Source organism: Kribbella kalugense, assembly GCF_004365875.1.
In the GTDB taxonomy this organism is placed as follows: domain Bacteria; phylum Actinomycetota; class Actinomycetes; order Propionibacteriales; family Kribbellaceae; genus Kribbella; species Kribbella kalugense.
This window is the reverse complement of the sequence record NZ_SODF01000002.1, coordinates 1264089-1285085: the sequence shown is the minus strand read 5'-3', so window position 1 is coordinate 1285085 and position 20997 is coordinate 1264089. Positions and strand designations below refer to the sequence as shown.

General features: G+C 68.3%; 15 protein-coding genes. 3 read left to right on the top strand and 12 right to left on the bottom strand.

Features of this window, described 5'->3' with window-relative positions:
* Nucleotides 1-88: 88 nt before the first annotated feature.
* From EV650_RS23955 to EV650_RS23935, 5 genes are all read right to left on the bottom strand, one after another.
* Nucleotides 89-1042, bottom strand: a complete 954-nt coding sequence (locus tag EV650_RS23955; RefSeq protein WP_134121253.1) for an ABC transporter substrate-binding protein — start codon at nucleotides 1040-1042, stop codon at nucleotides 89-91.
* Nucleotides 1039-2991, bottom strand: coding sequence for an ABC transporter permease subunit (locus EV650_RS23950; RefSeq protein WP_134121252.1), 1953 nt, complete (start codon nucleotides 2989-2991; stop codon nucleotides 1039-1041). Before EV650_RS23950 ends, EV650_RS23955 begins: the two co-directional genes overlap by 4 nt.
* The gene (locus EV650_RS23945; RefSeq protein WP_134121251.1) at nucleotides 2991-4049 is read right to left on the bottom strand and encodes a quaternary amine ABC transporter ATP-binding protein; all 1059 of its coding nucleotides are present in this window, start codon (nucleotides 4047-4049) and stop codon (nucleotides 2991-2993) included. The genes EV650_RS23950 and EV650_RS23945 overlap by 1 nt, the downstream gene beginning before the upstream one ends.
* 121 nt (nucleotides 4050-4170) lie before the next feature.
* Nucleotides 4171-4629 carry a group II truncated hemoglobin gene (locus EV650_RS23940; protein ID WP_134121250.1) on the bottom strand — a complete coding sequence of 153 codons (459 nt, stop codon included), beginning with the start codon at nucleotides 4627-4629 and terminating at the stop codon, nucleotides 4171-4173.
* A 12-nt stretch (nucleotides 4630-4641) separates the two neighbouring features.
* Nucleotides 4642-5532, bottom strand: a complete 891-nt coding sequence (locus EV650_RS23935) for an aminoglycoside phosphotransferase family protein (protein ID WP_238174416.1) — start codon at nucleotides 5530-5532, stop codon at nucleotides 4642-4644.
* 79 nt (nucleotides 5533-5611) lie between these two features.
* Between EV650_RS23935 and EV650_RS23930 the strand changes: the two genes are divergently transcribed.
* Nucleotides 5612-6286 carry a hypothetical protein gene (locus EV650_RS23930; protein ID WP_134121248.1) on the top strand — a complete coding sequence of 225 codons (675 nt, stop codon included), beginning with the start codon at nucleotides 5612-5614 and terminating at the stop codon, nucleotides 6284-6286.
* On the opposite strand, the gene EV650_RS23925 is transcribed toward EV650_RS23930, so the two are convergent.
* On the bottom strand, nucleotides 6283-7104 hold the full coding sequence (locus tag EV650_RS23925) for a siderophore-interacting protein (RefSeq protein WP_134121247.1): 822 nt from the start codon (nucleotides 7102-7104) through the stop codon (nucleotides 6283-6285). The genes EV650_RS23930 and EV650_RS23925 overlap by 4 nt on opposite strands.
* Before the next feature lie 73 nt (nucleotides 7105-7177).
* Entirely contained in the window at nucleotides 7178-8230 is a 1053-nt protein-coding gene (locus tag EV650_RS23920; RefSeq protein WP_134121246.1) for a hypothetical protein, read from the bottom strand.
* Nucleotides 8231-8438: 208 nt separating this feature from the next.
* Here EV650_RS23920 and EV650_RS23915 point away from each other — a divergent pair, with 208 nt between their 5' ends.
* The gene (locus tag EV650_RS23915; protein ID WP_134121245.1) at nucleotides 8439-11060 is read left to right on the top strand and encodes a hypothetical protein; all 2622 of its coding nucleotides are present in this window, start codon (nucleotides 8439-8441) and stop codon (nucleotides 11058-11060) included.
* A gap of 3 nt (nucleotides 11061-11063) precedes the next feature.
* On the opposite strand, the gene EV650_RS23910 is transcribed toward EV650_RS23915, so the two are convergent.
* Both EV650_RS23910 and EV650_RS23905 read right to left on the bottom strand, forming a co-directional pair.
* The gene (locus EV650_RS23910; RefSeq protein ID WP_238174415.1) at nucleotides 11064-12197 is read right to left on the bottom strand and encodes an endonuclease; all 1134 of its coding nucleotides are present in this window, start codon (nucleotides 12195-12197) and stop codon (nucleotides 11064-11066) included.
* Between the two features lie 391 nt (nucleotides 12198-12588).
* Nucleotides 12589-13371: a PrsW family intramembrane metalloprotease gene (locus EV650_RS23905; protein ID WP_134121244.1), complete on the bottom strand. Its 783-nt coding sequence runs from the start codon at nucleotides 13369-13371 to the stop codon at nucleotides 12589-12591.
* Between the two features lie 144 nt (nucleotides 13372-13515).
* On the opposite strand from EV650_RS23905, the gene EV650_RS23900 reads away from it, so the two are divergent.
* Nucleotides 13516-17103, top strand: a complete 3588-nt coding sequence (locus EV650_RS23900; protein ID WP_134121243.1) for a S8 family serine peptidase — start codon at nucleotides 13516-13518, stop codon at nucleotides 17101-17103.
* Between the two features lie 48 nt (nucleotides 17104-17151).
* Here the strand turns inward: EV650_RS23900 and EV650_RS23895 are convergent, their stop codons facing one another.
* From EV650_RS23895 to EV650_RS23885, 3 genes are all read right to left on the bottom strand, one after another.
* Nucleotides 17152-18129 (bottom strand): helix-turn-helix domain-containing protein, encoded by a 978-nt coding sequence (locus EV650_RS23895; protein WP_134121242.1) that lies wholly within the window; start codon nucleotides 18127-18129, stop codon nucleotides 17152-17154.
* A gap of 292 nt (nucleotides 18130-18421) precedes the next feature.
* Complete coding sequence (locus tag EV650_RS23890; protein WP_134121241.1) at nucleotides 18422-20257, bottom strand: hypothetical protein; 1836 nt, start codon at nucleotides 20255-20257, stop codon at nucleotides 18422-18424.
* A complete protein-coding gene (locus EV650_RS23885) occupies nucleotides 20242-20997 on the bottom strand; it encodes an ABC transporter ATP-binding protein (RefSeq protein WP_134121240.1) in 756 nt (251 codons plus the stop codon). Before EV650_RS23885 ends, EV650_RS23890 begins: the two co-directional genes overlap by 16 nt.

Below are 20997 nucleotides of genomic sequence, written 5' to 3'. Positions count from 1 at the left end.
TCCGAATTCCGGCGTGTCGTCGGCGTTGCTCCTCAACATCGTGATAGTTGCCCCTGGCCCGTGTGAACAAGCTCAAGGGCACTTCAGGCTATTTGCCGAGCCAGGTGTTGACCGTCGACTGGTTGTCCTTGACCCATTTCTCGGCGGCCGCGTCCGGGGTGAGCTTGTCGACCGCGATCATCCGGGCGACCGCGTTCTGGTCCTCGTTGGTCCACTTGAAGTTCTTCACCAGGTCGTACGCCGGGCTGCCGGAGTCGGCGAACTTTTTCGAGACGATCTTGTCCAGGTCGTACGGCGGGTAGTCGCAGGCGACCTTGGCCGGAACCGCGTCGCAGCCCGTCTTGTACGCCGGGAGGTTGATCTTGACCAGCTTGACCTCGTTGAAGAACCACTGCGGCTCGTAGAAGTACGCGAGCAGCGGCTTCTTGTTCTTCTCCGCGTCCCGGAAAGCCTGGATCAGCGCGGTCTCGCTGCCGCTCTGCACGACCTTGTAGTTCAGCGACAGGTTCTTCACCAGCGCCTCGTCGTTGGTCACGTACGACGGGTCGCCGTCGAGCAACTGCCCCTTGCCGCCGGACTCCGACGTCTTGAACAACCCGGCGTACTTGTTCAGGCTCTTCCAGTCGGTGATGTCCGGGTACTGCTTCGCCATCCACGGCGGCACGTACCAGCCGATCACGCCTTTGACCCCGGTGGAGCCGGCCTCGACCGCGACCTTGTCGTCGGTGATGTACTTCTGCTTCAGGTCCTCGTGGCCCCAGTTCTCCAGGTTCACGTCGACCTCGCCGGTGGAGAAGCCCTGCCAGGCGATCTCCTCCTTCAGGTTCTTCTCCACCACCTTGCAGCCGAGATCCTTGGTCGCCACGTAGGAGACCACCGCGGCGTTCGCCTCGTACCCGACCCACGGGCTCACCGTCAGGTTGAACGTGCCGCAGTCCTTCCCCGCGGCGGCCGGCTTGTCAGCCCCGACCTTCTCTCCACCGCACCCGGTCAGCGCAAGCGCCACCGCTGTCAGCACACCGGCGTACCGGAGCTTCTTCACTGCTTGTCTCCTCTACTAGGGAAATTCTGGGTACGGCGGGCTGCCGCCTGCGTGATGCGGTCCAGCATGACGCCCAGCAGGACGATCGCCAGTCCGGCGGCCAACCCCTTGCCGTACAACTCGCTCTGCGCAAAGCCGGCGGCCACGTCGTACCCAAGCGCACCAGCGCCGACCAGGCCGCCGACGACCACCATCGAGAGCACGTAGATCAGGCCCTGGTTCACGGCGAGCGTGATCGCCCGCCGCGCCACCGGCAGCTGCACCTTGCTGATCACCTGCCAGCTGCTCGACCCGACCGAGTTCGCCGCCTCCACCGTCGCGACCGGCACCGCCTTGATGCCGTCAGCAACGATCTTGGTGGTCACCGGTACGGCGAACACCACCGCGGCCGCGATCGCGGTGAACCGGCTGGTCCCGAACAGGGCCAGGAACGGCACCAGGTACACGAACGGCGGCATCGTCTGGCCCGCGTCCAGCACCGGCCGGATCCAGACGTCAACCCGCCGGTTCCGCCCGGCCCACACGCCGAGCGCGAGCCCGACAGCGACGACTACGACGGTCGCGAGCAGCGTCGACGCCAGCGTGACCATGCTGTCCTGCCACACGCCAGTCGCGACCAGCAGCCCCAAGCAGACCGCCGCCGGCACCGCACCTCGCCAGCCTCCGAGTACGGCGGCCAGCGCGACCACGACCACGGTCACGAGCCACCACGGCGACCCCGTCAGCAGCGCCTCGAGCGGGTTGAGCAGACCGTTCGTGACCGCGTCACGCACGCCGTACGTGAAGCCGCCGAACACGTCCTGGACCCAGTTCGTCACGTCGGAGGCGACCTTCGCGATCTGCGAACCGATGCCGATCTGCGAGGGAAACTCCGCGGCCCACACGTAGGTCCGGGAGAACCAGACCGCGACCAGGACCCCGACGCCGCCGGCCGCAAGCAGGATCCGTCGGCGACGGTTCGCCGTACGCCAGGGACGGTCACCGGCCGCCGTGGTCACCCGGTCGAGGACGATCGCGAGCACGACGATCGCCAGGCCCGCGTTGAACGCGACACCGACGTCCAGCGTCTGCAGCGCCTTCAGCACGGTCTGTCCGAGACCGGGCGCGTCGATCAGCGCGGCCACGGTCACCATCGACAGCGCGGCCATGATCGTCTGGTTGATGCCGACGACCACGGTCGACCGCGACATCGGCAGCAGCACCTTGGTCAGCGTCTGCCCACGGGTCGACCCGAGCGACCGGGCCGCCTCGACGCTCTCCGGCGGGACCGAGCGGATCGCGTGAGCGGTCAGCCGGACGGCGGGCGGCGCGGCGTAGATCAGGGTGGCGATGGTCGCGGCAGCCGGTCCGATCGCAAAGAACAGTGTCAGCGGCGCGAGGTACACGAACGTCGGCAGCGTCTGCATCAGGTCGAGCACCAGCGTCGCGACCTTGAACGCCCGGTCGGACAACCCGGCCCAGATCCCGAGCGGGATCGCGACCAGCAGCGACAACAGCACGGCCGCGACGGTCAGCGCGAGCGTGTCCATGCTCTCCTGCCACAACCCCTGCACCCCGACGAAGCCGAGGCCGGCAGCGGTCAGTACGGCGACCTTCCAGTTGCCGAACGCCCAGGCGCAGTACGCCGAGATCGCGACCACGCCGAGCCACCCGATCGCCGGGACCGGGCGGTCGAACGACGGCTGCGAGACGAGGTTCTGCAGGAGTACGACGAAGTGGTCGACGGCGATCCGGATCGCGTCGAAGAAGACGTTGCCCTGGCCGACGTCGTCGCGATGGTCGTTCAGCCAGCGGTGCAGCGCGGTCGTCTCCTGACCGCCGAGGACGAGCGTGTCGATGCCGCGGAGGACGAAGTACGCCGCGACCCAGACGACCAGGACGACGCCGACGACCACGCTGCGGCGGGGTCGGCGTACCTCGATCTCGACGGAACCGGTGATCGACGCCATCAGTTCGTGTCCGCGACGACGGCAAGGATCTCCTCGTCGCCGATCACACCCAGCAGCGCGCCGTGGTCGACGACCTTCACCGGGCGATCCGACTCGAGCACCAGCCGGGTCGCCTCGCGGACCAGCAGATCCGGGCCGAGCTCCGGCCCGTCGAGCGGCTCGTCCGGCCGCGGGTCGCGGACGATCCAGCGCAGCGTGAGTACGTCGGCCCGCGGTACGTCGCGGACGAACTGGCGCACGTAGTCGTCGGCCGGCGCCCCGACCAACTCGTCGCCGGTGCCCAACTGGACCGCGGCGCCGTCGCGCATCAACAGGATCCGGTCGCCGACCTTCAACGCCTCGGACAGGTCGTGGGTGACGAACACCATCGTCTTGCCGACCTCGCGATGCAGCCGCACCACCTCGGTCTGCATCTCACGCCGGATCAGCGGGTCGAGCGCGGAGAACGGCTCGTCGAACAGCAGTACGTCGGGATCGCCGGCGAGCGCACGGGCCAGACCGACCCGCTGCTGCATGCCGCCCGAGAGCTGCTCCGGGTACAGCTGCTCGTTACCGGCCAGGCCGACCAGATCGATCACTTCCTGGGCGCGACGACGCCGGTCCGGCTTGCTCTCGCCGCGGATCTCCAGTCCGTACGAGACGTTGTCGATCACCTTGCGGTGCGGCAGCAGCCCGAAGTGCTGGAAGACCATCGAGAACTTGCTCCGCCGGAGTGCACGCAGCCGCTTCTCGTCGGCCGCACGCAGGTCCTCGCCCTCGAAGATCAGCCGCCCGGCGGTCGGCTCGATCAGCCGCGTCAGGCAGCGAACCAGGGTCGACTTGCCCGACCCGGACAGGCCCATCACGACGAACACCTCGCCCGGTGCGACACCGAAGCTGAGGTCGCGGACGGCCGCCGTACAGCCGGTCTTCTTGTAGAGCGCCGCCCGGTCCAGCGCGGCCAGGTCGGGGCGATGCGGGACGCGCTGCGCCTTGGGGCCGAACACTTTCCACAGCCCCTGGACGGACAGCAACGCGTCGGTGTCCTGGATGTCGGGGTACTCGAGCTGAGCGGTCACAGGTAAACCCTCGCATCCCCGCCGACGGACACAACGTGAACCGCGACTGTATCCAACCCACAGTCCCTCGGCGCCTGCACGGGTGTCTGCCAGCTCAACAACCCGCGCGGCGCCCGGGAGGTTAGGGCTGGTACGGCGGGGCCTCGCCCCACCCCCAGTGGGGAACGGGAGCCTTCGGGGGCGGGGTTGCGCCGGGCTGGGAGTTGGCCAGGGCGATGCGGGTGCCCCACTCGATGTAGGCGACGAAGGCCGAGCGGAACTCGGGGTCGGCGGGGAGGCCGGCCGGGTCCGCGCTGGCGGCGATCAGGGCCGCCCAGCGGGATCGCTGCTCCTCGGTGAGGCCGAGGTTGAGGTGGTGCGACAGCATCCCCGGGTAGCCACCGAACTCGTCGGTGTACCGGCTGGGGCCGCGGAACACCTCGCCGAGCCAGATCGCCACGTGCTCGCGATGGTTCTCGCCCATGTGCGCGAAGACCGGTGCCAGGATCGGGTCCTCGAGCACCTTGTCGTAGAACACCTCGGTCAGCCGGCGCAGCGCCTCGTGCCCGCCGGCCCACTCGTACAGCGTCGGAGTAGTCACGTAATCATGTAATCACGCGAAGAGGGCATCAGCGACCGCCTTCAACTCGGCCTCGATCCGAGTGTCGCCGCCGGCGGTGAACCAGAGGACGTTCTGCAGGATCCGGCCCGCCGTCCAGCCCAGCGCCCGGTCCCGGTCGATACCGGTCACCTCGAGCATCAGGTCGAACCGATCCCGGATCGCCTGCGCCACATCACCCGTCGCAACCAGGTCGTCCCACCGGTTCCACAGCACCGGGAACACCTCGAACGCCGGGTCGCCGGCCAGCGGCTTCGGGTCGATCACCAGCCACGGCTGCCGCCTCGACGCCATCACGTTGAAGTACTGCAGATCCCAGTGCAGCAAACGGTCGCCTGACTCGGGCAGCAACTCGGTCACCTGCGCGACAAAACGCCGTACCAGCTGTTGCTCGGCCGGGTCGGTCAGCCGCGGGATCAGAGCAGGAGCGTCCTCGATCATCTGCGCTGCGACGTCCGCGAGCCGCCGGATGCCGGGCGGTGCGGGTACGGCGCTGAGCCGGGTGAGGAGCCCGGCGAGGATCCGGGTCGCCTCGACGGGGTCGGGCAGGTCGTTCAGCATCCGCGGTTCGAGCCGCTCGAGCAGCAGGGTCGACATCTCGGGATCGTCCTCGAACACCTCGACCACGTCGTCGTGGTTCCACGTCCGCAGCGCGAGCGCCTCGCTCTCACTCTCGTCGTTGACCGGCTGCAGCTTGAGCATCGCCTCGGTCCCGTCCCGCCGTACGACGGGCAGGATCAAGGAGGCCTCGCCGTTCAGCGGGTCGCCGGTGACGGTCAGCTGCCACTGGTCGACGTACCGATCGACGGCTCCGGGCAACCCGGCCAGCCAGTCGGGTGCCGACCCGCTGTGGTTCCGGATGAGCTTCGCGGGGATCTCGATCACCCTCGGCACAGTAGGTGGTTCGGCCCGGATGTGCTTGGGTTTTCCCGTGGAGCTTAGGCACCGACGTGTGCAGCGGGTTGTGGCATCGATCTATTTGGGCATCCCGGTGCTCCTGCTGGTGGTCGTCGCGGTGATCGCGTCGACCGGGCCGGTGGCGGCATGGATCGGGTGCGTCGTACCGGTGGCGATGCTGGTCGTCGGGCTCGTGCTGCGGCGACGGCAGCGGTACCAGCCGCGCTGGTGGACAGGCGTCGCCGGGCTGTACGGCGGTTTGGCCGGTCTGATGATCACGCTGTTCCCGCTGGCGGTCGGGGTCTGGTGGCCGGCGATCCTCGCGCTGCCCGGTCTGATCGTCGGGATCGTTGTCGGCCTGTTGCTGGCCCGCTTCGCGGATCGCGTGCTGCTGGTGCCGTTCATCCCCGAGCTCGCCGGGACGCCGTACGAGCTGGTCTTCCGGCTCCGCGGCATCCCGCTCGCCGCCGTCCTGGTCGGCGCGGACTCGGTCACCATCCAGTCCCACCCGGTCCCGCGGTCGGAACACCAGTTCCGCACCTATCCGCTGACCGGGATCACCGGCACCTACGAGTTCTCCCTCTCGGGTTCGGAGCGCCTCAAGTTCCCGATCGCCGTCACGCACGCGGTCCCGAGCCAAGGCCCAGCCGTCATCCTCCAGGCCAACGGCGAAGACTGGGTCCTCCCGACCAACCAGTCCACCACCCTGATCGAAGTACTCGCCGAACGCCGCGGGCTCTAGGAGCGTTCGGCCCTGGCGGTTTCGGCCTTCTCGGCCTGCCAGCCGTCTTCGTTCTTGCCGAGGCGCCAGTAGCCAGACAGCGAGACGCGGTCGCGCGGGAGGCCACGCTGCTGGAACAGGTTCTTCCGGATCCGGAAGACGAAGCCGGCCTCGCCGTGCACGAACACGTGCGGCGTCCCGTCCGGGAAGTCGAGCGCCTCGACGGCCGCGACCAGGCTGTCGCCCCGCTCGCCGGCGGCGGTCGCCCGGTGGAACCACTGCACGTCGGCATCACCCGAGCCGCCGAACTTCTGCTCCTCGGTCTCGTCCGCCACCTCGAGCAGAACGGTCGCCCGCGCACCCGCCGGCAACTGCTCGACCGCAGCGCCGATCGCAGGCAGCGCGCTCTCGTCGCCGACCAGCAGATGCCAGTCGGCCGCCTCGTCGGGCGTGTACGCGCCACCTGGACCGTTGAACCACAGCACGTCACCCGGCTGCGCGGCGGCCGCCCAGGGACCCGCGATCCCCTCGTCGCCGTGGTAGACGAAGTCGATGGTGAGCTCGCGGGCGGCCTCGTCCCAGTTGCGGACGGTGTAGGTCCGCATGGTCGGCCACTGCTCGGCCGGGTACGTCTCCCGGACCACGCCCATGTCCATCGGCTCGGGGTACTCGACACCGGCCTTGCCGAACAGCAGCTTCACGTAGTGGTCGGTGCAGCCGTTGTCGACGAAGTCGTCGGAGGTCAGCACCACCCGGATCATGTGCGGAGTGATCCGCTCGGTCCGGCTGACGACGCCGCGCTTGCAGACGCGGTTACGACGGGGTGCTGGGCTGGTCACGCGACCACGGTCCTCTCGGGCGGATAAGTTAGGGCTACCTAAGTAGGCTAACCCATCCGCCCTAGACGCCCTCTTAGAGTCCGCGGATGTAGAAGACCTTGCTGACGCCGGCCTGGTAGTTGTAGCAAGCGGGGAACCAGACGCGGTACGGGATCAGACCCTTGTACGCCGGTTGCGCGTTGAGCACGAACTTTCCGCTGTAGGACCGGATGGCGCCCGCCGGGCTGACGGTCTTCCACTGCGTAGCGCCGTACAGCCGCTGCAGGTACACCTTGCAGCTTGACGGCGCGCCCTGGACGACGCCGTTCACCGGAACGATCGCGCCGACCTTGGCGCTGGTCTTCGACGGCGTGGCCGTGACGACGCCGGGCCTGGCCACGACGAGGCCCAGTCCGCCGTTCGACGACGGGTTGCCGGGCAGCAGCAGGCAGTTGACGGCCTCGGCGTCCGCGGCCCCATGAGCGGCGGTCACCACGCCGTTGACGTCGGTGAGATTCGTGGAGCCCGGACCGAAGTACTCGGCACAGATGTTGTCCACCCCGAGCACGACGCGGAGCCGGCTGCCGTACGGCTTGCCGGTCTGGCCGTCGGTGACCGCCCACTTGATCGAGTACGGCTTGCCGAACGGCACCACCTTCGGGATCACCGACGCGCTGATCCTCGGCATGTGCGTGCCGGTGACCGCGAGCGAAGGACCGGCGTACGGCGTCGGCTCGGTCATGCTGCCGCTGCCCGGGAAGAACGGGCCGGTGATCACGCCCGTCACCTTGAACGTGCCGTTGGCCGTCGAGGGCACCTGCAGCGGCCCGCTCCAGGTCCCGTTACTCGCGACCCGCGGCAGGTTGGTGGAGAACAGCGTCCTCTCCGAGCCGGAGCCGCCGGTCCGCTCGAGGATCACATTGACGGGAGTGTTGCTGTCCGACGGCGTACCGGTGTCGTACGAACCCTTGACCGTCACGGTGACCACCGCGGTGTTCAGTCCGCTGACGGCCACGGCTGTCTTGTTCAGCGTCACGGAGGTGATGTGGAGATCCGGATCGGCGGCGGCCTGCGCAGACACCCCGGACGCGGCAAACCCCAGCGCCAGCATCGGCACCGCGAGCAGCCCGGTCAGCACTCGTCTCATGATCATTCCCTCGGGTAATGAAGCCTTTCACTGAGCGTGACAGCGGTACAGGCCACTTCCAAGCCTTTCGGCGCAGTACTGCGCGATCGGGCCGCCGCTTGTAGACCAGTTGAGCGCGCGGTCCGATTCAACTGCCGGGGGCCCACTGTTAACCGATCGGCCATGTACAACCCGTGTCGGCGACCGCTACGGTCCGCACCCTGTAGCAATGAGCAAGATCTTCGGCGACTCCGAGCAGCCGAAGCACTCGATCCTGCGCACGGACGGTGAGGGCCGGCCGATCTCGATCGGCGACAAACTGCCGGTGAGCAACGCGGTCCTGTATGCCGGGCCGCCGGGGATGGGCAAGACCTGGGAGCTCAACCACGCCGAGGTAGTGGCCAAGCGCAACGACTATCTGACCGTCCGGCTGGCGGCGTCGGAGAACGTCCCGCTCGAGCACCACATCAGCAACGCGATCCTCGCCGAGTCGAAGAATCTGAAGCAGAGATTCCGCTGGTGGGCAGTCCGGAAACTCCGGAGGACCGTCGGTGACCTGACCAAGAGCGGCCGGAGGTCACGGTGGGGCTATGAGCTCCGCGTCCCGCTCGGCGTCGGGCCGATCAACGTCGGCCAGGCGATCTACAAGGAAGAACGCGACACCACGCCGTACGACCAACTGGGCACCACCCTGACCGACCTGGCCGGCGACCTCGGCAAGCTCGCGGGCGGGAAACCGGTCCTGCTGCTGATCGACGACGTCGACCAAGGTTCCGACCGCGACCGCGCCGGTCTGAACGAGCTGGCCATCCATCTGGAAGAGAGCGGTCTGCCGGTCTGGCTGGTCGCGGCCGGCGGCGCGAAGTCGACGACCATGATGATGGCGGCGTCCAAACGGATGTCCGGGATCGCCAGCACGTTCACGAACCAGTTCAGCGTCCGGGAGATCGGCCCGCTGTCCGACGCCGAACTGCGGCCGGCCCTGACCGAACCGCTGCGGCGGGCCGAGATGCCGTACGAGCAGGAGGCTGTCGACCGCCTGGTCCGGGCGGCGAACGGCAGTCCGTACCGGCTCCGCGGCTTCGCGGAGGCAGCCGAAGCACTGGCGGACCCCCGGACCGGGTTCACCGCGGACGTGGCAGCCGCGGCGATCGTCCAGTTCGAGACCAAGGAAGAGCAGCAGTACGAGTCCCGCCTGGACGAGTGCGGGTACGCCGAGCGGGAGCTGCTGGCCACGGTGGCCGAGCAGGACCGCAACGGCCTGTTCATGCCCGACGTGCTGCAGGCGGCCGGGGAGGACAAATGGCAGGACATCGATGCCGCCCGCCAGGAACTGGTCGCTCGCGGACTGCTCCGTGAAAACGGTGAGTACGTCACGATCCCCGAGCCGCGCCTGCGGGAGCACATCAGAGCGCCGTACCCGGAAGTTGATCCGGCCGCTCCGGAGGACTACTTCCTGCAGCTCACCAAGCCGGCTGCCCGGATCGCGCCGATCCATCCGACGGCCGACCCGACCCGGATCAATCAGATCCTCGGTACCGCCGGCGATCCTGCCGTCCGGCTCGACCGGGTCGGCGAGGACGACGGCCTGCCGCTGTCTCTCGACCAGCGCAAGCCCGACGGGAACACGATCCTGTTCGCGGGCCCGCCCGGCGTGGGCACGAGCCAGGAACTGAGCCGGACGAAGGCGATGGCCGACGAGCAGGGGTGGACGACGATCAGGCTCGACGCCACCCCGCGTGAACCACTGGAGTTCCGGGTCGTCCGCGCGGTCAACGAGCAACTCGACTCGATCCGGAAGAACTTCGGTGACGCCGAGGCGAAGCACGTGCAGAAACTCCTCAGCCAGCTGTCCCTGCGGACCCAGAACAAGATGAAGACCAAGCAGCTCCGGCTCGGCCCGTCCAGCGGTCCCCAGATCGGTGTGCACAAGTCCGTCGAGGGCGTGCAGTCCGACAACGTCGGCGTCGGCCTGCCCGAGCTCGCGGACTATCTCGGCACGCTGGGCTCGGCCAAGCGTGAACCGGTGCTGTTCATGATCGACAATCTCGACGCGGCGACCGACGACGACATGGTCTCGCTGTCCACCTTGTCGAAGCACATGTACGAGTCGAGGAAGTCGGTGTTCCTGATCGCGGCCGGCGGCGAGCAGTCGGTCACCCGGCTGCGCACGGCCTCCGGAGGAAAGTCCAAGGTCGCCACGACCACGCCGCTGAAGATGGATCTCCGCAAGGTTCCGCTCTGGGGCGAGCAGGAGCTCGGTCCGGCCGTGGCCGAGCCGCTCAGCAAGGCGAAGATCTCGCACGAGCCGGCGGCGATCGACAAGCTGGTCAAGGAGGCGAACGGCAATCCGGCTCGGCTGCGGGCGCTCGCCAGCTCGGCGCTCGAGTTGGTCGGACCGGGCGCCGGCATCACCGAGACCGTGGCCAACGCCGCAGCGGCGCGACTGAACGGGCGGTCGGAACTGCTGTACGGCGCGGCCTGGTACAACTGCACCGCGATTCAGAAGAATCTGCTGGTCAAGACCGCGGCCGGTGGCCCGCAAGGAATTCTGCGGCCGAGCAAGGAGCCCGTGCGTGACGGGTCGACCTGGCAACGCGACAAGGCCGCGCAGGATCTGCTGTCCGACGGTCTGCTCGCCAGGTCCGGCAAGCACCACATCATGGTCGCCGACCCCGGTTTCCGGGATTGGGTTCAGATCCGGCTCGGCCTCGACGCCGCCCGGTCCGGCCTCGCCCACCCGGTCGGCCTCCAGGCGCAGGTCGCGAGCAGCAGCGAGCGTTCAGGGCACAGCCGCCCGGCTCAGGGTCCGGGCGGCTCCACTCGGGATGTGCAGGCGAAGAGCCAGTAAGCCCTAGTTCGGCCAGATGGAGCTGATCCACTCCGGGTGGTCGATGAACGGGTTCCGGTTGTGCTGGAACTGGCTGTAGATGACCTCGTTGCGGTTCTTCTCGAACGCGTCCGGCGGGTCGGCGGCGGCCCAGGCCTTCAGCACCGACAGCTTGCCGATGTACGGCGCGGTGCCGTTGCCGACCGAGTTGTTCACCTCGAGGTTCGGGAACCCGTCGTCGCCCTCGTAGCGGACGGCCATGTAGAAGATCATCCGGGCGACGTCACCACGAACGGCCGGCCGAGGGGCGAACGAGTCGGAGTCCGCAGTACAGCCGGAGCACTGGGCGACCGCGCTGCCGCCGTTGTCGAAGTCGAGGTTGCCGCGGGCCGAGTTCACCGAGACGTCCTCGGGACGCAGGTGGTGGATGTCGGTACCCGGGCCGGTCGCCGTACCGAAGTCGCCGTGGGACTTGGCCCAGACGTGCTCACGGTTCCAGTCGTCGACGCCGCCGCCTTCGCTGCTCTTCGCGATCGAGCGGCCGGAGTAGACCTCGATGACGTTGCTGCTGTTGTTCGGGTCCTGGTCGGTGACCTCGAGCGCGTCCCAGACCTGGTCGTAGGTGAGCTTGGTCTGGCTGGAGATGATCGTGTGCAGCGCGGCCTTCAATGCGGCGCCGGTCTTGCCTTCCGCGTTTGCGTAGTAGTCGCCCGGATCGCCGGGATCACCCGGGTCCGAGCCGCCACCGCCGGTGAACGCGGTCGCGTTCTTCAGGCCGGGGTGCGAGAAGTACGCCGCCAGCGTGCCGGTGACTGTGATCTGCTTGCCGAGCAGACTCGGGTTGCTCTGCAGTCCGTACGACGCGCGGAACGCAGTCGGGATCTGGACGTAGAGCATCGACGAGGTGCTGGTCTGGCTGGCCGAGTCGGCGAGCGCCAGCGCGAAGTCGTTCGGGAAGTTGCTGCGGACAACAGTGCTGGTAGCGGTCGGCTGACCGACCACGTACCCGGTGACGGACGCCGTGGAGTTGTCCTGGCGGCCGATCGCTGTCGCGACGGTGATCGTGGTGGCGGCGTTGGACGGCGTAACGCTCGTAACGCCACCGAGCAACGCGAGGACGGCGGTGACGAGCAGCGCCGGACGGAACAATCGGGACACGGCTACTCCCAGGGGCGGTTGGGGACCGAACGCGGTCAGTCTGCCCAGATTGTCCGGCTACCGAACATCCGGCCTGCGAACACGCGATGAAGAGTTGAACCGGTGGGGCGGTGAACGAGTGAGTGTCGTTCAGCGCCCCACCTGAGTGAATGGGCCCCCATCAGGCCGTGACTGTCCGCCGCAGCCTGCTCTGCCCATCCACCAGCGAGGTACTACTGGCGGGCAGCACCTCACCGACAAAGGGTGGCGTGTGGCGGACGCCGTTACGGACCGTACTCAGTCCGGCACCCAATGTCCATGGCTCGGCGCCGCTATCTCAGCAACTGATCGTGTCCTCGTGGGTCGTCCCGGCCGAGCGGCACGGGTCGAGCGTCAGGACTCGGCTGAGCGTCTAAACGGTCACTGGGACGTCGGAGCGCTGGGCCCGGCGCAGGCCGTAGAGCAGCAGACCGATCGAGATCGCGCCGACCACTGCGTACGTGATGCGGCCGCCGATGCCGTCCCAGGCGCTGTGCAGTGCGACGGCCAGCGCGTACATCCCGATGAAGCCGGCGAAATGCCTGCCGGTCGGCTTCATCACGAACCGCCAGAGACCCCAGCACGCCAGCCCGGTCCAGGCCGCGTGTCCAGCCGGCGACAGCAGGCCGCGGATGAACAGCGTCTGCTCGGCGGCGCCGACGTCCCCGTTCGACTCGAGCAGTGCGACGAACGCGTAGCCCATCGTCTCCAGTACGGCGAACCCGGTGCCGACCGCGACCCCGATGACGATGCCGCCGCCGATCGACGTCCGGTACCGGTGGCCGAAGAAGATCACCAGAATCGCCGGCACGACCAGTTTGGCCGCCTCCTCGATCAGCCCGACGCCGACCATCGGCAGCGTGCCGAGCCGCCGCATCGCGTCGTACTCGAGCAGTCCTGCGACCACCACCCCGACCACTCCGCCGAACAGCAGACAGCCGCCGAGCGTCGGCCCGTCGATCAGCCACCGCCCGGACCGCCCGGCCGCGAACGTCACGAACGTCAGCGGTACGACGAGCGCACCGAGCAGGATCAGCGTCGGGAACAGGTTCGGGTTCCCGGTGTCGGTGAGCACGGCCAGGACGGCGAGGTACAGCCCGGCGCCGATCACGAACGTGCCCAGCCATCCCCACCTACGTACCACCTGTGCGGTCATGGTCCTGATGGTGCCGGTGCTGGCGTGGTTGCGCCATGTCGCAGCTACGGCAGTGATGGACAGGCGCGATTGCTGTGACTGGATTGCAAACTCTCTCGAAAGAAGAGGTGTGCCTGCCCCAAACCTCTCGAAGGAGAATTGCCCATGTCCTCCTCGCGCATCACCGCTGTCACCCTCGCAGCGGTGCTGACCCTGGGCGTGGTGGCGGCGAACCCAGCCACCGCCGCGCCCCCGTCCCCGGCCGGAAACCTCGGCCCCAAGACGAGCGCTGTCACTCTGATCACCGGCGACGTCGTCGAAGTGACCGACGCCGGCAACGGCAAGAAGGCGGCCACGGTCCGGCCCGCACCCGGCCGCGAAGGCGTCTCGTTCCACACGATCGAAGCCGACGGCGGACTCCGGGTCCTGCCGAGCGACGCCGTACCGTACGTCTCCACCGGTGTCCTCGACGTGGATCTGTTCGACGTCGACGAGCTGATCGCCGACGGGTACGGCGCCGCCGCCAACCTCCCGCTCATCGTCAAGGACACGCCTGGCGTCCGGGCCGCGCAGAGTCTGGCCGGTACGACGACCACGCGGCAGCTCCCGTCGATCGGCGGCCGGGCTGTGGACGCGGCCAAGGACCAGTTGCCTGCCCTGTGGAAATCGCTGAAGCCGGCCGCCGGTGCGCGCTCGCTGAACAGCGGCATCACCAAGATCTGGCTGGACGGCAAGGTTCGTCCGGTGCTCGACAAGAGCGTCCCGCAGATCGGCGCGCCCGATGCGTGGAAGGCTGGCTACGAGGGCTCCGGCGTCGAGGTCGCCGTACTGGACACCGGCGTTGACGCGACGCACCCGGACCTGGCCGGCAAGGTGAAGGAGAGCTTCGACTTCTCCGGCAGCCCGACCGGCACCGAAGACCATTTCGGCCACGGCACGCACGTCGCCGCGACCATCGCCGGCACCGGTGCGGGCGCGGGCGGGACCCGCAAGGGCGTCGCGCCGAAGGCCGACCTGCTGGTCGGCAAGGTGCTCGGCGACGACGGGTACGGGTACGACTCCTGGATCATCGCCGGGATGGAGTGGGCCGCGGCCGAGGGCGCGAAGGTCGTCAACATGAGCCTCGGCGGTGAAGCCACCGACGGCACCGACCCACTCAGCCAGGCGGTCAACGACATCACCGCGCAGACCGGCACCCTGTTCGTCGTTGCTGCTGGCAACGAAGGCCAGGACGAGACCGTCGGTACGCCGGGTGCCGCCGCCTCCGCGCTGACCGTCGGAGCCGTGGACCGCAACGACCAGCTCGCGGACTTCTCCAGCCGTGGACCGCGGCTCGGCGACGCCGGCCTCAAGCCGGAGATCACCGCGCCCGGCGTCGGCATCATCGCGGCCCGAGCCGCCGGGACGATCATGGGCGACCCGGTCGACGAGCTCTACACAGCAGCATCCGGTACGTCGATGGCGACGCCGCACGTGGCCGGTGCAGCTGCTCTGCTCGCCCAGCAGCACCCGGACTGGAAGGCCGACCAACTCAAGAACGCCCTCGTCAGCACCGCGAAGACGCAGCCTGAGCAGACCGTCTATCAGCAGGGCGCCGGCCGGGTCGACCTGACTCGCGCCGTGGCACAGAAGGTCACCGCGAGCGGTGTCGCCGACTTCGGTGTACAGACCGCCGACGCGGGCACCCGGACCATCACCTACCGGAACGACTCCGACGCGCCGATCGCCCTGACGCTGTCCATTCAGGTGACGAACCTGGACGACAAGCAGCCGGAGACCGACGGGTTCAGCATCCCTGCGACCGTTACAGTCCCAGCGCAGGGCAGCACCGACGTACCGCTGGCCTTGGATCCGGTCAAGCTCGGACGCGGTCAGTACAGCGGCTGGATCGTTGCCACTGGCCCCGACGGCGTCGTCACCCACACCGCGGTCGGCGCACTCAGGTCCGGTCCGAAGCACAAGGTGACGCTGCGCGCGGTCGGCCTGGACGGACAGCCCACCGGCGTCCCGGTCATCTCGCTGTACGGCGACAACTCGCGATCCGACGTACTCGCGTGGATCCCGAACGGCGGGACCTACACCGCCGAGGTCGAGGAGGGCACGTACCTGCTGCACTCGCTGGTGGAGAACTCTGACCCGCAGGACGAGCAGGCGAGTCTGTTCACCGATCCGAACGTCGTGGTCAGCAAGGACACCGAGATCGTCATCGACGCGCGGAAGGCGGTCCCGATCACGATCGAGACGCCGAAGCCGTCGGAGCAGCAGGCGGTGCTCAGCTACTACGTGCATCGCGTGTACGGCAACGGGCGCTCGATCAGCCATGGCGTCATGCACTTCAGCACGGTCAAGCAGGTGAACGTGACGCCGACCAAGCCGGTCAAGGACGGCAGCTTCGAGTTCTCGTCCCGCTGGCAGCTGGTCGCGCCCATGGTGCAGGCGACGGTCCCCGGCGTGCCCGGTCCGCTCGACATCAACCTGCTGCACCAGTCGCCGTCGTACGAAGGCAAGAAGCGGTTCCCGATCGTCACTTCGCTGGACAAGGCGAAGGGCGCGCTGGTCGTGCTTGACTCCGAGGACGAGGAGGAGCAGATCAAGGCTGCCGCGGCAGCCGGCGCCGCAGCTGTCATCCTGGTGCGGCCGGCCGACTGGTCGGCGTGGACGGTCTGGCGACCGACAGGCGACCGGGAGCCGATCCCGGCGATGGTCACCACGTTCAAGGACGGGCAGAAGCTTCGCGGCAAGGCTTCGATTGACCTCACGCTGACCACGTCCAGCCCGTACCTGTACGACGTACAGCAGGTCTCGACCGGGGCCATCCCGGCCAAGATCGACTACAAGGTGACCGCGGCGAACAGTGCGCGGATCACCACGCGGTACGCCGACAACGGTGGGTTCAATTGGGCCAAAGAGCAGCGGTTCGGCTGGCGTCCGTGGCAGGAGTACTCGTGGAACGACGCCCAGCGGTTCGTCGAGACGCCGAAGGTCCGGGAGGAGTGGGTCACGTCCGGTGATTCGCTCTGGCAGCACCGGGTCCACCACCTCTACACGTGGGACGACATGAACCCGCTGGCCGGCGGGATGACGTCAGTACCGAGCAGCTACCGGAGTGGTACGTCGGACGAGACGTGGTTCGGTCCGGTGGTCCGTCCGGCCGCGGCGCCCGGTGTGCAGTCGACGCGCACCGGAGACCGGCTGTCGCTCCGCATTCCTTCGTTTGTGGACGCGGCCGGGCACTACACCGTCGGCGAGACCACCTCGTCCTCGGCGACCCTGTCTCGCAACGGACAGGTCGTGGCCGAGCTGCCGGACGCGTGGGAGGACGTGATCACGTCCAGCGACAACGCGGCGTACAAGCTGGACCTGTCCACCGAACGCAATGACACCGAAGGTGAGTGGAACTGGGGTACGCGTACCCAGACCGCTTGGGAGTTCCGCTCGGCGAAGCAGCCGGATGACAAGGCGGTGCCGCTACCGCTGCAGCAGGTCGGCTACAAGGTTCCGGTCGACCTGACTGGTCGCGTGGCAGCCCGGACGCACATCATCGGCTTCGAGTCATCCAAGGCGACCGGTCTGCAGGCCTGGGCGTCGTTCGACGAAGGCAAGACGTGGAAGCGGCTTGTCGTAGTAGGTGCCCTCGGCCACTACCTGGCCGTCGTACCCAATGCGCACGACACAGTCTCGCTGAAGGTGAAGGCGAGCAGCGCGAGCGGGAGCATCACCCAGACGGTGATCCGCGCGTACGGCGTCCGCTAGACCCCAGCGGGCCGGCGGCGGTTCCCCGTCCGCCGCCGGTCCGACTGGCTAGAGCCAGTCGCGTTTCGCCGCCTGGAAGGCCAGACCGGTCCTGGTGTCCACACCTGCCAGCGTCATCAGTCGATCCAGACGACGCTGCACGGTACGGCGGCTGATGCCGAGCTGGTTCGCAATCGACTTGTCCGGTACGCCGGCCACCAGCAGGGAGAGCAGTAGTCGCTCGGAGTCGTCCAAGCCCTCGACCGGCTGCTTCTCGTCGGGCTGGAGCCGCACAGGTGTCGCCAACTCCCAGTGGCTCTCGAACAGGGCCAGCAGCGCGTCGAGGAGCTGACCGCGGTTGATGATCGCGGCGGACGGTTCACCGATGCTCTGCTCGTCGTCACGGACCAGCGGGCAGATCGCGGTCGACCGGTCCACGATCGCGATCCGGACCGGCAGCGTGGGCAATACGCGGGCTTCCTCGCCCCAGCTGACCCCTTCGGCGATCGAGTCCAGCTCACCGGGCGTCTCGATCAGCGCGCGCTCGTAGATCGCCCGGTACCGGACGCCGCGGGACAGAGCGCCGTACTCCTCGGTGTTGTCGGCCCCCTGCATCGCCAGTGGGTTCGCGCGGCAGAACCAGAGGATCTCCTCGCGGGCCGAGTTCTGCAGGTCTCGCAGCCGTTCGCGCAGGGTGGTGGCGCCGATGATCACCTCGACCAGGTGGTGCGCGTCCCGACGGCCGGCGCTGGCCCGGAACTCCTCGCTGAGCGCGGACACCGTCTTCCGGGCCGCCTCGAGTGACTCCTGCCGGCGCAGCAGCGTCGTACCGAAGGCCACGTCCGGCGGCAGCGGGCTGAAGACCGGCTCGTCGGCCTCCTGGACCGTAACCAGCCCCTTTGCCTGCAACCGCTGCAGCACTTCGTCCGTCTCGTGCTGCGGCAGGTCGGCGACCTCGGCGAGCTCAGCGGCCCGCGCGGCGGACAGGCCGACCAGCAACCGGTAGGCCTGCTCCTCGCGCGCGTCGAGCAACGAGCCGTCCTGCATCCACCCCACCTCCGGGCACCACCCTTTCAGGAATTCGGCGCTTTCCTATTGGCACCATTCAGCCACGACACTGCCGTGCCATCACGGAAGGGGTGAGCGCCCGTCACTTTCCGGTCAGACGCCCAGCGGAACTCGCCGCCGCCGAGCCCACCGCCCGGAGAGAGAACTGTGATGAGCATGACCGACTACGCCGGCATCGCCGGTCTGATCGCCGCGGCCGCCGTCGCGATCTGGATGCTGCGCAACCACCGCACCATCACCCCGACCCAGACGGCCCGGCACCGCGGCGCGCCTAGCTTGCGACTGCCGCGACAGACCCACCCGGAGCGCGCTTCTTCGCGCGGTAGTAGGTAAGCCCGCCGAAGGCGTACATCGACAACCCCAACGCGGCCATCAGCACGATGACCACCCACTGCCACGGTCCGGTCTGGTAGAGCGCCAGGAACCAGGACTTGGTGTCGTGGTTGCCGGTCAGCTTGAAGATCGCCGGTACGACGGCCTGCGGGAACAACGGGATCGCCCCGAACCCCAGGCAGAAGCCGGCGAGCGTCCGCCGCCACTTGGGCAGCGCATCGAACCCCGCGGTCTTCTTGGCCTGCTCCGCGGGCGATCGGCCGTGCCTGAGCAGCGTGAGGAGCTCAGGACCCCGCTTGTCGAGACGCCGGGCCGCCACGCGTCCGAAGTACCACCAGCAGAGGACGCCGGACAGGAGGCCGACCGGCACGCCCCACCAGCCGGCGTTGAGCGCCACGAGCAGCGCCGGTGCACAGGTCGTCGCGACGAGCACGAGCATCACGTAGACGAGGCCCATCGTCTCGCCCTCGTTCTCACCCGAGTTGAGCGGGTTGCCGGACCGCTTGTGCGCATCGGTCGTTGGTACGGCGGAATACACCGAGCACGCCACGATCAGACCGGCCGCGCCACCAAGGAGCGCAGGCAGCGCACTCAGCACCAGCGGCCAAGCACTGTGGTACCCGGACCACCAGGTGAGCAGCAGAGTGATCATCAGGGTCGACGGACCGAAGACCAGCAGGAACGCCCGCTGACGGGCGCGCACGTCCGGCCGGGCCGAACCAGGTGTCATCAGCGTGGTCCAGAACGCCGTACCGTCCGCGCCGTAGAGGTTGGACGACATCGAGCCGGCCATCACGACAGCAGCCGGACCGGCCCACGGCAGCATCGACTTCAGTCCGATCGCCAACGGCATCATGCAGAAGAACAGTCCGTACGCGATCGCGAAGATGGCCTTGTGGCCGTAGAGCAGGTCCCTGGTCCACGAGCGGATCTCTTTGGCCGCAGCGGCTCCTCCCGGAGTCTTCGCGGTCAGTAGACGTCGCGGCTTGCTGTTGGCGTGGCTGGCCGTCGTACGGCGTACCAGAAGAGCGGACCAGGCGAACAGCATCGCTCCCGCGAGTACGGCGAGTGCCAGGAGCAGACCGATCACCTGCAGCCAGTCACCGCGACCTGCGGCCTGCACAGCGTCGAAACCCCAACCAGACGGTGCGATCCGGGCCGCCTTCGCCATCGTGCCCTGTACGTCGGTGGACACGAATGCGACGATCAACGCCCACCCCTGCGCCGTGAAGGCCAGGATGAACGCGTTGACCAGCGCGGCGATCACTGCACCGGCCCGCACCTGCAGCAGTACGCCGTACACCGCGACAGCGAGCCGCGACGCCAGGATGAAGCAGAAGAGCTGGAGCAGCAGTGCGGGTACTGCGACAAGAGCCGCAGCGACAGTCCCACCGGAGATCACCAGACTGAGCAGGGCGATCAGGCTGATGATCGGTGCGACACCGGCCAGTGCAGCGACCAGCAGACCGGTGGAGAGCGTGCGCGGCGGCAGCGGGAGCATCGTGAAGTACTCCGGCTTGAGCGTCTCGTCACCACCACCGGCGAACAACGGCCCGACGACCCAGCCGAGCATCCACACCCCGAGTACGACGACCAGTACGTCGTGATCGCCCTTCGCCGCGACCCAGATCGTGCCGCCCGCGAGAACCAGGCCGACGAGACCACCGGTGACGATCCAGGTCAGCCGGAAGCTGTCCTTGAGTGCGTGCCGCAACGAGGCCAGCCGCATCCGGACCAGCGTGTGCGAGGTCCCGTACGTCAGTGCGAGAGCCACGTCAGCCCCTCCGCACCACGGGTCGACGCGCCGACCAGGCTGACGAACGCGTCCTCCAGGCTGCCGCCGGCCTGCACCTCCGAAACGGTGCCTGCGGCAACGACCTTGCCGTCCGCGACCACCGCGACGCGATCACACAACTGCTCGACCAGCGCCATCACGTGACTCGACATCACCACCGAACCACCGCCCGCGATGAACCGGTGCAGGATGGTCCGGATCGTCGCCGCCGACACCGGGTCGACTGCCTCGAACGGCTCGTCCAGCACCAGCAGTCGCGGCGCGTGCAGCAGCGCGATCGCGAGGCCGAGCTTCTTCCGCATCCCGGTCGAGTACCCGATCACCTGCTTGTCGTCCTCGTGATCGAGCTCGAGCACCTCCAGCAGCTCCGTCGTACGCCGCTTGACCTCGTCCTCGGGCAGCCCGCGCAGCAGGCCCAGGTAGGTCAGGACTTCCTGCCCGGTCAGCCGCTCCGGCATCCCCAGCCCGTCCGGCAGTACGCCGACCAGCGCCTTGGCCTTGGTCGGCTCCCGCCAGACATCGGCCCCGAAGATCCGCGCCGTACCGCCGTCCGGCCGCAACAGCCCGACCGCCATCGACAGCGAAGTCGTCTTGCCGGCGCCGTTCGGCCCCAGCACCCCGAAGAACGAGCCGGCCGGCACGCTCAGGCTGAGATCGTCGACCGCCCGTTGATCCCCGAAGACCTTGGTCAGACCCTCGAGCTCGAGTGCTTGCTGCAC